We start from the raw sequence: 16,007 nt of genomic DNA, 5'->3' as shown, positions 1-16,007 counted from the left end.
GAGCCCATCAGCTCGTCACCGCACAAAATCAAAAAAGGCCGGTCAATGACCGGCCTCCTGGCGTTGAACATTCAGCTTAGTTGACTTCCAGCCTGTCGCGATTGCGATCCAGAATCGCCTTGCCAATCCCCTTGACCTCGAGCAACTCGTCAACCGAGGAGAACGGTCCGTTTGTTTCACGATACGCAACAATTGCCTGTGCTTTGGCTTCGCCAACGCCTGCCAGTTCTTTCTGCAGTGTTGCCGCATCGGCGTCATTGAGGTCAATCTTCGCACTTTGCGCAGACTTCGCGGCATCCATCACCACAGGCGCAGTGGCGCCCTCCGAGGGCGAGACAGGTGCCGCAATCGCGGCAATCGAGGCGCTGGTCAGGAAAGCGAAAATCAAGGAATAGAAATAACCGGTACGCATAAGTGACGCTCCATCATCGTTTGAGAAAGCAGCTTTTCCGAAGCTGCTCTTCAAACGTAGGTCATGGCGGGGGGATGTCAAAAATGCGAGCGTTACAGGATGTGAAACAATCAGGTTTCCAGGCGGCGCTGCTGATAGATCCAGTCGACTATCTCGCCGTCTGGTGTGTAGCCGCTGACAGTCTCGCGCAGGAGCTGACGAACGCGGGCGTAGTCGTCACTTTCAACGGCGGCGAGCAGCTCGCTTAGCCTGACCTTCAACACATCCCACGGCAAATGGTCTTCATTGGCTGTCATGATCATCGGATGCGGCGTGGACGCGACGTTATCGCCGATCAGCAGCTCCTCGTACAGCTTTTCACCAGGGCGCAAACCCGTGAACTCGATGGAAATATCGCCCTGCGGATTTCGTTCGGAACGAATGCTCAAACCGGACAGATGAATCATTTTCTCCGCCAGTTCCACTATTTTTACCGGCTCCCCCATGTCCAGCACGAACACGTCGCCGCCCTGCCCCATCGAACCTGCCTGGATCACCAGTTGAGCAGCTTCTGGAATGGTCATGAAATAACGTGTGATTTTCGGATGGGTCACCGTGAGTGGGCCGCCAGACTTTATCTGGCTGTGAAACAGCGGAATGACCGATCCGGAGGAGCCCAGCACATTGCCAAAGCGCACCATGGTAAAACGCGTCTTGTTGACCCTGGAAACATTGGACTTGTCGCCAAACAAGACCGGCGCGACCTCCCGACTCAGTGCCTGCAAGGTCAATTCGGCCAACCGCTTGGTACTGCCCATGACATTGGTCGGACGCACCGCCTTATCGGTGGAAATAAGCACGAAGTTCGACACGCCCGACTGCAAGGCCGCCTGTGCAGTGTTGAGCGTGCCGATCACATTGTTGAGCACGCCTTCGGCGATATTGTGTTCAACCATCGGCACGTGCTTATAAGCCGCCGCGTGGTAAACCGTATCAACTTTCCAGGTTTTCATCACATCCAGCAGCTTGTCCTGATGACGTATCGAACCGAGGATGGGCAACAACCTGACCTGGACCGATTCACGACACCCGCGCTCTTCCAGTTCACGCAAGATGCTGTACAGATTGAACTCACTGTGTTCGAACAGGATAAGTGTGGTCGGCTGCAGTAAAAAAATCTGCCGGCAGAGCTCCGAACCGATGGAGCCACCCGCTCCGGTCACCATCACCGTTTTGCCGGTGATACAGCGTTCCAGCAGATCGGGCTGCGCAGGCACCGCGTCTCGCCCCAGCAGGTCGGCGATGTCGACTTCCTGAATGTCTTCGACTCTTACCCGCCCGCTGGCCAGATCCGTGAAGTTGGGCACACTGCGTACATGCAGAGGAAAACCTTCCAGCAGATCGAGTATCTCCCGCCGGCGCGCGCGGGTCGACGACGGCAGTGCGAGCAGGATTTCCTGAGCGCCGGTCACGTCGATCATTTGCTGGATATGTTTGGGTTTATAGACCTGCAGGCCTGAGATCGATCTATCGGAAATGCCAGGATCATCGTCAATGAAAGCCACGGGGCGCAGGACCCGCCCCATGCGCAGTGCCGCGACCAACTGATTGCCCGCCACGCCGGCTCCGTAAACAGCCACTTTGGTCAGACCGTCATCGCGGTTGGTAAAGGGCACATGTTGCGCCGCGGTGAACCAGTCCCCCATGAAATACTGGCGCATGCACAAGCGCAGGCCGCCAATGATGACAAGGCTCAACCACCAGTAATTGAAAATGATCGAACGTGGCACAACGACCTGGTGATTGCTGTACCAGTAGACGACGAGTGCCAGAACCAGCGAGGACAGACTGACAGCCTTGATGATTGCGATAAGCGCGTCATTGCCGAAATAGCGCATCACGGCGCGATACATTCCGAACCGAACGAACAGAGGAATGGCGACAAGCGGTGCACAGATGAACAACCACAGGTGGACCTTGAACGGATTGACCATCTCGTCGATGCCCAGCCTGACGATGAACGCCATCCACAGCGCTACCCAGACCAGGACGATGTCCGTGACAACTTGCAGCATCCTCTTGTTTCTACGCGGCAGGCCCAGCAGGAACTGCCTCATCTTGTCCATATTGATCTCTGGCACCTACGAGAACTCCTTTCAGCGGGCAACAGAACCCGAAAATCTACCGCCGCCCGACACTGTAAACCCATGCAGCGCAGTTTTGCTGTGGATTTCGAAATGAAGCCCGGGTTCCGACAAAACACAATCCGATGACGCTGAAGCATCAATGCACGCCATCCCTGATATCCCGGCGCGTCTCGACACTTCGTCAACTGAACAGCGTCATCGCTCGCGCTGTCCAGTTGACTACTCAGGCGATGCATCATGCAGACGCGGTGTAACCCTCACAGGATTTCGCTGCCCGTCCCTTGGCTATGTTGTAAGCATCGTGCAACAACTTGTGCCGCTCCAGACGGATATTCGGGTCTGCCGGAGTACGGAACAAGGAAGTGGTTTTCGCGACGTAAGTAAACTTGTTGCCAAAACCGTATCTGAGCCACAGGTTCCAGTCTTCAAGATTGCTCATATCGGTCTCAAATCCGCCACGTTGCAAGTAAAGCTCACGCTTGAAGAGTAGCGACTGAATCGGAATGAAGTTGTGGTCCAGCAGGACGTTGTAGTCGTATTCCTGTTTGAAGTAGGAAGGCGTTTCATGACTCGTCTCGGTGTAACGTCCATCCGCGCCAGTGATGGTGCCGACTTCCATGGCCAGTGAATAGGCCGCCACCGATTCGTGATCTTTTGCCAGCGCTCCGATCAACACTTCGACGTGATCGGAGAACAGCAGATCATCATCATCCAGGAACATGCAGTAAGTACCCTTGGCCATTTCGAGGCCATGGTTGCCGGTGACGGACCGACCGACTTTGTCCATCCCGTAGAAGCGGATCGGGTGACCTGGCTGTTGCTGGAACTCAGCCACCAGCTCTTTCATCGTCTCACCGCCGTCTTCAACCACCACCAGCTCTACGTTCGGATAAGTCTGATTGCGTACGGAGATGATCGCCTGACGCAGAAACTCGGTGCGGTTGCGATAAGTTCGGGTGACGATCGTGACAAGCGGCATCTCGTCGAGTTGCTCACCGATTGTCCAGAAGGCGCCGTCCCGAATCATTTCGTAGTCGAACCCGCGGAAGGGGAAGTACGTTTCCTTGCTGGAACCCTTGCCCGACAGAAAGTGCGGCGCTTTGCGAACGATCTTGCCGATGTTGCCAATCAAATCACGCCGAACGCCAGCATAAACTTCCGGGCGGAACAACAGAGCACTTTGCAGGACCAGCGCGCCGAACTTGTCGCTCATATCGCCATAACGCAGGCGCAGATAAGCGTTCGCCAACGTACTGCCGGTGAACTGAATCGGCTTGACATGGTTCTCGTGCTCGTAGGTGTAGTGGTAAACCACTGCCGACGGGCAGTATTTCAACTGGTAACCGAAAGACCGGAATCGATAGGACAATTCGACATCTTCGCCATACATGAAAATTTCATGCTCATAACCGCCCACCTTGAAGTAAGCGGAGCGCCGGACCAGGATGCAGGCATGGGAAGACCAGTTGGTTTCCAGAGTGACCGGGTCATAATATTTCGGATGTTCGTAGGGCGCCTGACGCAACTCCCATGACGCAACGGCTCCAGAGGTATCGCTGCCTGCCGCCGCTACCGCATTGGCGATGGATCGCGGCGCGAACACGATGTCGATGTTGCTGATCAGAATCCATTCGGATTGACCGGTCTTGATCGCCCGATCATGTCCCAGACCGAAGCCGACGTTTTTGCCCTGAACCACTTCAAAACCCGCCACCTGCGACGCGAGTGTGGTTTTCCAGCGTTGCAGCTCGGCCACAGTATTGTCGCTGGAGCCGTTATCGACAAAACACAGGTTGAGTTTTTGCAGCGGATATTCCTGCGCGGTCAGCGATGCAAAGAATCCATCGACCCACTTGCTGCTGTTATAGGTCACGATCGAGACGTCAATGACGGGCTGCGCGTCGAGCGCCGGCAACGTCGGTGCGTAGACAAAACGCCGATCCGCGATCGCTTGCACGGCGGCGAGATTGTTTCGGGAGTTGATCGCCCGCATCATTTTCGCTTGCACGTTTTTGATCAGGTGCCGCACACGCATGCGCACGCCAATCAGCGCCGGGAATTTCTGGTAAACCGGGCGCAGTACGGCACGCGGATTTCTGACCACGCGCTGCATTTTCCCCCAGCCGCGCAGAACCAGACGGCTAACGCCGCGCAACGGCCGGGTGATTTGCCACGATCTGGAGATATAAATCTTCCAGAGATCGTACTTGAGCACCTCTATCTGCTCTTCGCGCGCCTGCAATTGCTCTTCACGCGCCTGCAAAAGCTGCGTCAGTCGTTCCTGCTCGAGGAGCAGCTGGTTCTGCATCTGAATGAGTTCGTCGTTGTCATTCATATACCTGTCGCTCAGGACCAGACTGAGCCTGTCATCCGTCGCCGAAAGTTGCTCTTTTGTTTCATGTAATTGGTGGCGAACACCCGACAGCTCGGCCTGCATGTCCAGATACGTATGATTGAGCGCAGCCAGATCCGCCTGCACCTCCAGCGCCTTGTCTTCAAGCCAGGTGATGTAAGACTGCTGACGGTAAACTTCCAGTTCCGCGTCGAATGCATTCCTCGTCTGACCGCTGACTGATGTCCGGGTCAAGCGCGAAAGGTGCGCCGATGGCTCGATGAATTGCGCCTCGCTCAAAAAGTAGCGGGACTGCGCAAAGTCCAGAAGCAACGCCCGGAATTCCCGGCTGCACGGTGCGACAGCACCGTTCGCTTGCCAGTGGGATGCCAGATCCTGCGGTTGTTTCACATCGATGGTCAAACCGGTGCCGCTGTACGGCGCCTTACCCAACGCGTAGACAGTCTTTCCAGCCAGGGCGGCTTCAAAACCCGCCGAAGAGTTGATCGTGAACACCACATCGGCGCTGGCAATCAATTGCGTGATGCTGTGTTCCCTGTCGGCCACCTCGACATGTTCGGGCAACTCAGGCACCTCATCCAAGGGATGCGGTTTGACAATTACCCGGTAATCCTTGTTTCCGATGACAGTCAGCACATGATCGACGTACTCGGCCATGCTTGCGAAAGGCGAGCCCATGATGATGTTCGAGTCATCCTGCACCTGCAGCAGAATCAGAGCCGTCGGCAGCTGTTGATTTCCCTCCAGACGATAACTCTCTTCCATCTGCGCGAGTCGTTCCAACGCCTCCTCGGTCGGTTGGGCGCCGGTCTGCTGCCGATACTCGGCAAATTCGACGGCAAATCCACTGCGTACATTGACCCCACGGGTGTCCGAGTAATAAGCCATTGGATTTGGCGCGCGCAACATACCCAGCTCATTGAAAAGCAAAGGCACATCATTGGCCGCACACACGGTTTCGAGGCTACCGTCGTAGTTCCAGCAGAACACCAGATCCGGGTCCACGTTGTCGATCAAGGCAGTGACAAAATGATCATGGAATTTCAATGGCTGCTTATTGAGGAGGCAGCGCCAGTCTTCCAGCCAGTGGGCATTACCTGACACCGGGTACTCACACCCGTAAGAAGACGGACTGATCCACGCGTGGCGGAAATCCGGGTATTGAGCCTTGAGCTCATCAGAACCAACGAAGATGCACTCCCAGCCTTCGTCGCTGAACTTGTTGGCCAGTGGCAGATAGACGTCAACGATACTGCTGAATAATGTTGCACGCTCTCTCAACACCAGTGGCAAGGTGTAGAAAACCACGCGTTTGTATTTGCGCGAAGCGACTTTGGCTGCGGGATCCCCCGCCGCGATGCTTTCAGGCTCGATATTGAATTTCACCACCGAGTTGGCTGCGATGATGGAGCCGTTGCCGATCACGGCACCGGCCAGTACCGAAGCGCTGGCACCGATCCATACATCATCGCCGATGCTGACTTCAGCCAGTCGCAGGCCCTGATTCTTGATGGGCGCGTGCAAATCATAGCGATGGGCCGACGAAGTGATGGAAACGTTGGGCGCAACCAACACATCCTTGCCGATGGTCACCTTGCCACTGCCGTTGATCCAGGTACCGCAATTGATGACAGTACCCGAACCGATACGCAAGTAGCCTTGCGCCCCGCATTCGATGACGACGTTATCGCGCAACTGCACACCGTCCTCGATGATGCACTCAGCCGCTTCGTCGACATGAAACCTGACTGTGTCAGCGATATCAGCATTACCGATCTTAAGCATGATTCAAGCAACCTTCACTACGTTGACAGTTGACGGGCAATAGGCAACGCCCACGATCTGACGTCCACCGGACACGCTGACTTTGCGCATCGGCCAACGTTGATCAAGCTCAACGCGTTCTCCGTCCAGACTCGCCATACCGATAAACAGAAAATATTCTCCCGGGGCAACATTCAACGGGAAGCTAAAACTGATCTTGTAAGCGCCTGCATCCAGATCGAATTTACACCCGGCCAGCAACGTATTGTCCCCGGCAACATCGACGCCTTTGGCATCGCGCAGGGAATAACCCATGACCACTTCCTTGAGTTGTGCGTACGACTGCACATAGCAATGCATCGTGACATCTTCGGTGGGTTCGAAGTGGCTGGTCTGCGTTCCATCGGCACTGAAAAAGTCGACGGCATTGATCTTTGCCGCGCCGGAACCGAACCGGACCTCCGAGATATCCCCCAACTCAGTGTCGTAGGAAACATCGACATGCTGTTCTTCGACCACCGGGACAGACACCGAACTGCTGTTGCGAACTTTCTTTTCGTAGTTTTTGGTCGCGGTCAGCACATCGGTGCTGTGGTCGATGATCTGTCCGTTCTGCATGACAATAACGGCCTGGCAGAAACGAATGACCGACTGGGTATCGTGCGAAACGAACAGGATCGTCGTGCCACGCTCTTGCATATGCTTCATCTTGAGCATGCATTTGAGCTGGAATCCCGCATCTCCGACGCTTAGCGCTTCGTCAACGATCAGCACATCCGGCTCGACGTTGATCGCCACGGAAAAAGCCAGACGCGCAAACATGCCACTGCTGTACATGCGAACGGGCTGATTGACGAAATCGCCAATATCGGCGAACTCGAGAATCGCCGCGATCCGCGTCTGCATTTCCTCACGGGAGTAACCCATAAGGGAGCCCTGGAAATAAATGTTCTCAACGCCGGTGTAATCGGGATTGAAGCCTGCACCCAGCTCCAGCAGGGAAGCTACCCGACCGACAACCGTGACCTCGCCGCTGGAGGGTGTCAGCACGCCGGTGAGGATTTTCAGCAAGGTACTTTTACCTGCGCCGTTTTTTCCCAAGATTCCGACTGTCTGGCCTTTTTCGACAGTAAAAGAGACATCGGTCAGCGCATGAAAATCATGATGCCGATGCTTGCCAAAGAGCGAAAGAGCTTCGACCAGCCTGTCGACCGGCTTGTTGTAAAGCCTGTAGACCTTACTGACATTTCGGACGCTGATTGCGCTCTCGTTCACTGCATTCATCACAAAACATCCGCAAAATGAGGTCTTAACTTTCTGAACGTATGCCAGCCCACGAACATCAGGACAATCATGACGCCCCAGAAAAACAGGGTCTGGGTCGGACGTTGCCAAAACCAGACATCACGTATGAGCGAGTCTCTGAATCCTTCGACAATGTAGGCAAACGGGTTCAACCGCAGATACGACGCTGCCCTGCCCTGAATCGCATCGATATCCCAGAACACAGGCGTCAACCAGAACCCGAACTGCGTAGCCATCGCCACCAACTGACTCAGGTCGGGAAAAAAAATAACCACCGAGCTGGTAATCCAGGCGATTGCCAGAAGCAGCATGAACAGACAGGCGATGTAATACCCGACCTGCAACCAGTAAAGGTTCGGCTCATAGCCGTAGATAACGAAGAGCAGCAACAGGATGAACACGAAGAACACGTGTACCAGCACTGCCGAGCTAAGTTTGACCAATGGCAGCAGCGATACCTTGAAAACGATTTTCTTCACCAGAAAACTGTTTTCCTTGACCGCCGTGCATCCGGAATTCAATGCTTCGACGGTGAAAAACCACGGAACCAGGCCGCACACCAGCCACAAGACAAAAGGGAAATCTCCGTGGGGAGCCGCCTTGAACCCGAACTGAAACACGAACCACAGAATCAGTGTGGTCGCGCAGGGTTGAATGAATACCCACAAAAATCCGAGATAGTTAGTCAGGTAGCGAGCCCGAAGATCATTTGAAATCAGGCTCACCAGAATCCTGCGGTCCGCCAGCATTGCCCTGAGCCAACTCATTGAAAATCTCCGGACGTTTCCATCTCGTTCATCACCGTTTCACAACTACCGCACGACATCATGGCTTCCATTTAACGATCCGGGGTCATCGGCTTCAGGCTTTCAGCCTCTGGCACAAAAACCGGTTTTGTCTGCGCGCCGACCTCTGCCCTGGACTTGTCCCTGGGCTTGAATTTCAACACGCGTTTTTCCACCAGATGCCAGGACGCATAGCCAAGCACCAAGGTGATGGCAATCGTGACAAACAGGTAAAGCGGATAGGACATCTCGGGGAATTTCAGCAATACAAACTGCTGGACCGGGAAAGCGTAGATGTACACACCGTAGGAACAGTCACCCACGCGATTGATCCAGCTGCCCAAACGGCTGCTGGACAAGCCATAAGCCAGGACAACGTAAGGCAGGCTGATCCAGAGCAGGATCTTCGAGACCGGGGCATACGGCGCCAGCAGAATGGTCGCCATGATCAGCACGCAAACACCCGATAGACTGAACCAGCGCTCAAGCCGCCACTTCGCGTAACAGGCACCAATCATGAAATAGATGCCGGTCAGGAAAATATTACGGACATCAGTGCCATAGACCACCACCAGTTCCGCGCCACGCCAGCACCAGAAAATAACGGTCAGCGCGAACCCTGCGGTTGCTGCTGCATATACCCAGCGACCGCTCTTGAAGATCAGCCCGAGCGCGACGACGACCAGGTACATGAAGAATTCTACCGGCAGACTCCACAACGAACCGTTGACGGCATTGGGGACGCGCGCGTGCTCCAGAACACCGGGCAGGTAGAACACCGGACTCAGGATGACATTCCACAGATAACCCCAGAATTGCGGATGCGCGAAATACTCACTGATCGTCAGAGTCGTAAACAGCGGCCCCAGAATGAACATGCTGATCAGCACGACCACGATCAATGCCGGAAAAATGCGCAACGATCGCTTGATCAGGAAATTGCCCACCGAAGGTGTGGAATCCCAACTCTTGACGATCAGATAACCACTGATTATGAAGAAAATTTCGATGCCCAGACCGCCGTAGGAGGCAAGCCCCAGAAAGCCGGCCGGCGGGTTGCCGTAAAAGGCGAAGGAGTGGGCGTATAGGACCAGTAGCGCAGCAATCAGCCGAAGCAAGTTTAAATTATTATCCTTATGCTGCATTTATTACCGCTCCACTACTGTGAACTGCTCAAATTGACTGACATGTTTTAAGAGATTTCCCGGCTATGCCTACCAGGCCAGATCCGTCTGACCTCCACTGGCAACAGCCTCATCCGCTCGGCCTGCGCGGGGGGGCGATCATACCACTATCCTAATCAAGGTCCACGCCCGCCAAGGCCTCTAGCGAAGCAGCACGCTGGCACGCACTCATCAATCAAGCGGTTTCCCGAGTACCTGCGCCAAATTTCGCCGCCAGCCACAGCAATGGTGCATACGCGATGATCAACCCGGTGATACCGGAGACCACACCCAGCGCCACCAACAGCGCGCAAGGCAGTAACCACAACAGGTTTATCGCAACGACAGCGAGGGTGACCGTCTTGTGGCTCTGGAAATGTCGGGATGCATATTGATACGCATGGCTGCGATGGGCTTGATAAACCTTGTCACCATTGAGCAGGCGCCTGCACAGCGTCCAGGTCGAGTCCACCACAAAAACGCCTAACAGGATGACCCAGCTCCAGAGCAGGTCCGGGGCGACGATGGCCGCGCCAAGGGACAATATTCCCAGCGCCATGCCAAGAAATCCGCTGCCGGCGTCGCCCATGAAGATGCGCGCCGGCGGATAGTTCCAGCAGAGAAACCCGGCCACGGCACCGCTCAATAAAAGCGCGCCCCAGAGCGGTTCCGCATGCCCGCTAACCACGTAGATCAAAGCACTGCCCAGACAAGCACATAGTGCCTCGGCGCTTGCCAGCCCGTCGATGCCATCCATGAAATTGTAGAGATTGAGCATCCACACCAGATACACCACGGCAAGCAGGTTCCCGATCCATCCGAAATCGACAACCGAACCGAAAACGGCTACCGGGGCCAGTCCATCAAGCCAGCACAATGCCCAGATGGCAGCGTAAAAATGCCCCAGCAGGCGCCACCTGGCAGCAATATGCCCGTGATCGTCGGCGAATCCGATGATCGCCACCAACAAGCCGCTGCCCGACAGCGCGCAAAAAGTCGCCAGGTCCAGCAGCTCCAGCCCATACAGCACGGGCAACGCCAGCAGAAATGCGGCAACGATGGCCACACCACCGCCACGCGGCGTGGCCACCGTGTGCGAGCTGCGCTCGTTAGGGATATCCATCAAACGCTTGGAAAGCGCGTAGTGCCTCAAACCCAGGGTCAATGCCCAGGACAGCAGAAAAACCAAAGTGAGCAAGCCGGCAAAAATCATCTCTTTCGAGTTCCCTGAAAATGGTCCGCGGTGCGCCGCAAAGCAGTGTCCACGTCAATCGGCGGCACCCAGCCCAGCAAGGCAGCGTTTTTGCTGATATCGACTTGCAGTGATTCACAGATTCGCTGCGCAACATTGCGCCGACCGACAACTGCCGCAAAGAACAGCAGCCATTTCGCCGGAACGGGCAACAAGCGAACCTTCTTCTGCAATGCCGATGCCATTCGCTTGAGCAAAACCGGAGTCGATAAATCGTCGCCGTCGCCGACGAGAAAGGTTTGTCCGGCAGCGGCCGGGTGATTGATGCAAGCAGTGATCAGACTCACCAGATTACCGATCGCCACCAGACTGCGCTGATTGCGGATGCCGCCCAAGGGCAAAACAATGCCTTTGTTCAGCACTTTGAGCAGACTGAGAAAGTTGGCTTTCACACCAGGCCCGTAAACCAGCGGCGGACGGATGATCACGATTTCCATGCCCGTTTGCTGGCCAAACGAATGCAAAGCCTGCTCCGCTTCGTGCTTGCTCAAGCCATAAGGGTCCTCGGGAGCCGGCACATCGTCAGCCGTAAAGGGGCGACCGCAAACGGTACGTTCGCCGTTGACCTTGATCGAGCTGATGTAAACAAACCGCTTGACCCCGGCCTGCGCCGCCGATCGGGCCAGCTGCAAGGTTGCGTCGACATTGACGCGACGAAATTCGGCGAGCGCATCATCCGCTGTCTCGCGCATGACATGCACGCGCGCCGCTGCGTGCACGACTACGTCGATACCCGCCAGCTGCGCCGCAGAACTTGAGCCAAGCTCAAGCTGAACAAGCGGACACAGGCCTTGCAGACGCGTGGGGCCACGCACCGCTGCCACGGGCGCGAACCGGCGATCGAGCAGTAGATGGAACACCAGCGCTTCACCGACGAACCCCCTCGCACCGGTAACCAGTACTTTACAAGGACTCACCTGACAGCCTTCCCTGCAAGCGCTGTGCCCCAGCAAATCAGAAAAAACAGTACGCGATCCCTGATACGCCGACGGCAGTGCCACGACGCAAACGAAAGGCGTATCAATTGCCAGCGGCGCAATTGCAGCCAGCTGCTGACGAACGGATCGGTCGTGCGGTCTGTCAGTCTTGCGATCAAGGCAACCTGGGTAAACCACCAGCCGTCATGAACCGACTTGTAACGCGCAATCATCGTGCCCAGGCCGGTGTTGGCGCCGACCTGATTGTTTTCATGCTGCCGATATTCCATTGAAGGACGGGGATCGATGTACCAGCGATAGCCATGACTGCGAGCGAAGGCATAGCAATACCAGTCATGCAGGGTGACATCTTGCAGTTCTTCCCAATGTGTCAGCATCGATTGCTTCATCGCATGAGCCAACGTCGCGCTCAGCACATAAGTGCACCCGGGGCCGGCCGCTTCGAAAAGGAAATCCCAACGCGTTTGCGGTTGTGCCTTGTGGATCAGACGCCTGCTGCCGTTTTCCCAGAACGCCGTGACGTTACTGGAACAGGCATCGGCACCCGTCTCGCGCAACGAGGCGATAGCCCGCTCCAGCTTGTCGTCATGCCAGATATCGTCTTGATCAGCAAAGGAGACATAGTCGTAATCGCGCAAATCGACATCACGCAGCAGTCGAAAGAAATTGCGTGACGCGCCTCCAAAACGCTCGCCGCATGGCAGAAGGTTTACATTTGCGTGCCTGGCCGCAAATTCTTCGCACCAGGACTCCGTGCCGTCAGTGGACGCATCGACGCTGATGTAAATACTGACCTGCACCGCAACCTGACCCAGGATCGAAGCTATCTGCTCTTCGATCCATTGCATTCCATTGTAAGCGGCCAGCAAAACCGCAACCCGGGGAGTTCTTACTGGCATTCCATTCCTGCTTGCACGATTTTGACAACATGGGCGAGATCGCAAAGACTCAGCGAGTGCTGGAGTCCAGCAATTTCTGCAAGTACTGGCCGTAGCCGGTTTTCTTCAGACTGTCCGCCTGTTTTGCCAACTGCTGCGCTTCAATCCAGCCGTTGTTGAACGCGATCTCTTCGAGACAGGCGACCTTCAAGCCCTGGCGCTGCTCAATGGTGTGGACGAAGTGACTGGCTTCCAGCAAGGAGTCGTGTGTGCCTGTGTCCAGCCAGGCAAATCCACGGCCCAGCATCTCGACCTTCAACGATTTGCGCTCGAGGTAGGCCTGGTTGATATCGGTAATTTCCAGCTCGCCACGTGGCGAAGGCTTGATGCTCTTGGCGATCTCGACAACCTGATTGTCGTAGAAGTACAGACCGGTCACCGCGTAGTTGGATTTTGGCTTGACGGGTTTCTCTTCGATACTCAGCGCACGCCCCGTTGCGTCAAACTCCACCACACCAAAACGCTCGGGATCGGAAACGTGATAACCGAACACCGTCGCACCGTGTGTTTGATCGGTCGCGGCGCGCAAATTGTCGGAAAAGTGCTGACCGTAAAAGATGTTGTCGCCGAGTATCAGGCAGCAAGGATCCTCGCCGATGAACTCCTCGCCAATGATGAACGCCTGAGCCAGGCCGTCCGGACTTGGCTGTTCGGCATAGGTGAGCTTGATACCGTAGGTACTGCCATCGCCGAGCAACTTGCGAAAGCAGGGCAAATCTTCAGGCGTGGAAATAATCAGAATTTCGCGCATGCCTGCGAGCATCAGCACAGACAGCGGATAAAAGATCATCGGCTTGTCGTAGATCGGCAGCATCTGTTTCGAAACGCCGAGAGTCAGCGGATGCAGGCGCGTGCCCGAGCCGCCGGCGAGGATGATGCCTTTACGATTTGTCGTGGTCATTTGTTCAGAACTTCCATAAGCATTCGGGTTACACCACTTTGCCAATCCGGCAAGTGCAGAGAAAAATTGTCGCGCAGCTTCTGAGTATTCAAGCGGGAATTCAAGGGGCGGCGTGCAGGTGTCGGATAGGCTGTGGTTTCGATCGGATCAACGGCTTTCACGGTGAGCTGCTCACCGTTGGCCTGAGCGAATTCGATCACATGCGTGGCGTAACCATGCCAGGACACCTCACCGGCAGCAGCCAGGTGATACAAACCCGACAGATGTTGCTGATCCATAACCTGGCGGAGCGCCACAGCCGTGACGTCGGCGATCAGATCTGCGCCAGTCGGCGCGCCGATCTGATCGGCGATCACGCTCAGGGTTTCACGATCCTTCGCCAGGCGCAGCATGGTCTTGGCAAAGTTATTCCCGCGGGCTCCGTATACCCAACTGGTGCGAAAGACCAGGTGTTTGCACCCTGAGGCAATAATCGCCTGCTCGCCGGCGAGCTTGCTGGCGCCGTAATGATTGACCGGTGCAACAGGATCCGTCTCCAGCCATGGCGTCACACCCTGACCATTGAAAACATAATCCGTTGAGTAATGGACCAGCCAGGCGCCCGACGCGGCGGCTTCTTCAGCCATGACGCCAGTCGCCAGGCCGTTGATGCGACTGGCCAGCTCGGTCTCTGATTCAGCCTTGTCGACTGCAGTATAGGCAGCGGCATTGACAATGACGTCAGGCGCTATCTGCCGGATTGTCGAGCGCAAGGATTCAAGGCTCGCAAGATCTCCGCTCAGCCCTCCCAGCGTTTGACGGTCAAGTGCGACCAACTCACCGAGTGGCGCCAGAGAGCGCTGCAATTCCCAGCCCACCTGGCCATTCTTTCCCAACAGAAGGATTTTCATGCTTTATTCGAACGATCTGCGTAGTTTTGATCGATCCACTGCTGATAGCTGCCGCTCTTCACGTGCTCTACCCATTCGGCATTGTTCAGGTACCACTCGACCGTCTTGCGGATACCGGTTTCGAACGTTTCTTCAGGCGCCCAGCCAAGTTCTCGCTGGATTTTGCCCGCATCGATCGCGTAGCGCTGGTCATGACCTGGGCGGTCTTGCACGTAGGTAATCAAACTGGCATGGGGGCGGTGGGCGGAATCCGGCCGCAGTTCATCAAGCAATGCACACAAGGTATGTACCACTTCGATATTCTGCTTTTCATTATGCCCGCCGATGTTGTAGGTCTCACCGATAACGCCTTCGGTGACTACTTTGTAAAGGGCGCGAGCGTGGTCCTCCACATACAGCCAGTCACGCACCTGGTCGCCTTTGCCGTAGACGGGCAGCAGCTTGCCTTCCAGTGCATTGAGAATGATCAGCGGGATCAACTTCTCCGGGAAGTGGCATGGGCCATAGTTGTTCGAGCAGTTGGTAACCAGTGTCGGCAGGCCATAAGTACGAGCCCAGGCACGTACCAGATGATCGGAACTGGCCTTGCTTGCCGAATAAGGCGAGCTTGGCTGGTAAGGCGTGGTTTCAGTGAAAAGATCTTCGGGCCCCTCGAGGTCTCCGTAAACTTCATCCGTCGAAATATGGTGGAAGCGGAAGTTGGCTTTGCGCGCAACGTCCAGCGCAGCCCAGTAATGGCGAGCGGCTTCAAGCAGCGTGTAGGTGCCGATAATATTGGTCTGAATGAATTCCGAAGGGCCGGAAATCGAGCGATCGACATGAGATTCGGCAGCCAGATGCATGATTGCATCCGGTTGATGCTCACGCAGAACCCGGTCGATCTGATCACGATCACAGATGTCGACACGCTCGAATGCGTAACGCGAATTCTGGCTGACCTCGGCCAGAGACTCCAGATTGCCAGCGTACGTCAGCTTATCGACATTAACGACGGAATCGGTAGTGTTCGAGATGATGTGACGGATGACTGCCGAGCCGATAAACCCGGCGCCGCCGGTAACTAGAATTTTCACGCGAAACGATACCCTTGAGCTGCAGACATAGCCCCCGAAAAGAGCGCTGTCTAATCCATGAATGCTGATGCCATAAGCAATTGGCATCCGTCAGAGTCAGTCTGAAT

12 protein-coding genes are annotated in these 16,007 nt (G+C 55.6%); all 12 read right to left on the bottom strand.

From position 1 onward, the window contains the following. Positions 1-76: 76 nt before the first annotated feature. A complete protein-coding gene (locus ACYYKW_RS06500; protein ID WP_090285031.1) occupies positions 77-412 on the bottom strand; it encodes a ComEA family DNA-binding protein in 336 nt (111 codons plus the stop codon). A 110-nt stretch (positions 413-522) separates the two neighbouring features. After that, positions 523-2,517 carry a polysaccharide biosynthesis protein gene (locus tag ACYYKW_RS06495; protein WP_090285033.1) on the bottom strand — a complete coding sequence of 665 codons (1,995 nt, stop codon included), beginning with the start codon at positions 2,515-2,517 and terminating at the stop codon, positions 523-525. A 256-nt stretch (positions 2,518-2,773) separates the two neighbouring features. Beyond that, positions 2,774-6,592 (bottom strand): glycosyltransferase, encoded by a 3,819-nt coding sequence (locus ACYYKW_RS06490; protein ID WP_172833251.1) that lies wholly within the window; start codon positions 6,590-6,592, stop codon positions 2,774-2,776. 87 nt (positions 6,593-6,679) lie between these two features. Then, entirely contained in the window at positions 6,680-7,939 is a 1,260-nt protein-coding gene (locus tag ACYYKW_RS06485) for an ABC transporter ATP-binding protein (RefSeq protein ID WP_464989684.1), read from the bottom strand. Beyond that, positions 7,939-8,727 (bottom strand): ABC transporter permease, encoded by a 789-nt coding sequence (locus ACYYKW_RS06480; protein ID WP_093099561.1) that lies wholly within the window; start codon positions 8,725-8,727, stop codon positions 7,939-7,941. The genes ACYYKW_RS06485 and ACYYKW_RS06480 overlap by 1 nt, the downstream gene beginning before the upstream one ends. A gap of 71 nt (positions 8,728-8,798) precedes the next feature. Continuing rightward, entirely contained in the window at positions 8,799-9,890 is a 1,092-nt protein-coding gene (locus tag ACYYKW_RS06475) for an acyltransferase family protein (protein ID WP_093099559.1), read from the bottom strand. A gap of 214 nt (positions 9,891-10,104) precedes the next feature. Beyond that, positions 10,105-11,121: an MraY family glycosyltransferase gene (locus tag ACYYKW_RS06470; protein WP_464989683.1), complete on the bottom strand. Its 1,017-nt coding sequence runs from the start codon at positions 11,119-11,121 to the stop codon at positions 10,105-10,107. Continuing rightward, positions 11,118-12,077 (bottom strand): UDP-glucose 4-epimerase family protein, encoded by a 960-nt coding sequence (locus ACYYKW_RS06465; protein WP_464989682.1) that lies wholly within the window; start codon positions 12,075-12,077, stop codon positions 11,118-11,120. Before ACYYKW_RS06465 ends, ACYYKW_RS06470 begins: the two co-directional genes overlap by 4 nt. Next, positions 12,074-12,997: a glycosyltransferase gene (locus ACYYKW_RS06460; protein WP_464989681.1), complete on the bottom strand. Its 924-nt coding sequence runs from the start codon at positions 12,995-12,997 to the stop codon at positions 12,074-12,076. The genes ACYYKW_RS06465 and ACYYKW_RS06460 overlap by 4 nt, the downstream gene beginning before the upstream one ends. A 49-nt stretch (positions 12,998-13,046) precedes the next feature. Next, entirely contained in the window at positions 13,047-13,937 is an 891-nt protein-coding gene (rfbA, locus tag ACYYKW_RS06455) for a glucose-1-phosphate thymidylyltransferase RfbA (protein ID WP_090285049.1), read from the bottom strand. Continuing rightward, entirely contained in the window at positions 13,934-14,827 is an 894-nt protein-coding gene (gene rfbD, locus ACYYKW_RS06450; RefSeq protein ID WP_336356387.1) for a dTDP-4-dehydrorhamnose reductase, read from the bottom strand. Before rfbD ends, rfbA begins: the two co-directional genes overlap by 4 nt. Continuing rightward, positions 14,824-15,900, bottom strand: coding sequence for a dTDP-glucose 4,6-dehydratase (rfbB, locus tag ACYYKW_RS06445; protein ID WP_464989686.1), 1,077 nt, complete (start codon positions 15,898-15,900; stop codon positions 14,824-14,826). Before rfbB ends, rfbD begins: the two co-directional genes overlap by 4 nt. Positions 15,901-16,007 lie beyond the last annotated feature (107 nt).

The organism is Pseudomonas sp. 15C (assembly GCF_055484735.1).
The sequence above is the reverse complement of the archived record's forward strand: the minus strand, read 5'-3'. Positions and strand labels throughout refer to the sequence as shown.

Bases quoted from the DNA above. Each gene is read 5' to 3' on its own strand.
- ACYYKW_RS06500 (WP_090285031.1), bottom strand. From the start codon at position 412: ATGCGTACCGGTTATTTCTATTCCTTGATTTTCGCTTTCCTGACCAGC.
- ACYYKW_RS06470 (WP_464989683.1), bottom strand. From the start codon at position 11,121: ATGATTTTTGCCGGCTTGCTCACTTTGGTTTTTCTGCTGTCCTGGGCA.
- ACYYKW_RS06495 (WP_090285033.1), bottom strand. From the start codon at position 2,517: ATGGACAAGATGAGGCAGTTCCTGCTGGGCCTGCCGCGTAGAAACAAG.
- ACYYKW_RS06460 (WP_464989681.1), bottom strand. From the start codon at position 12,997: ATGCCAGTAAGAACTCCCCGGGTTGCGGTTTTGCTGGCCGCTTACAAT.
- ACYYKW_RS06475 (WP_093099559.1), bottom strand. From the start codon at position 9,890: ATGCAGCATAAGGATAATAATTTAAACTTGCTTCGGCTGATTGCTGCG.
- rfbD (WP_336356387.1), bottom strand. From the start codon at position 14,827: ATGAAAATCCTTCTGTTGGGAAAGAATGGCCAGGTGGGCTGGGAATTG.
- ACYYKW_RS06485 (WP_464989684.1), bottom strand. From the start codon at position 7,939: ATGAATGCAGTGAACGAGAGCGCAATCAGCGTCCGAAATGTCAGTAAG.
- rfbA (WP_090285049.1), bottom strand. From the start codon at position 13,937: ATGACCACGACAAATCGTAAAGGCATCATCCTCGCCGGCGGCTCGGGC.
- ACYYKW_RS06480 (WP_093099561.1), bottom strand. From the start codon at position 8,727: ATGAGTTGGCTCAGGGCAATGCTGGCGGACCGCAGGATTCTGGTGAGC.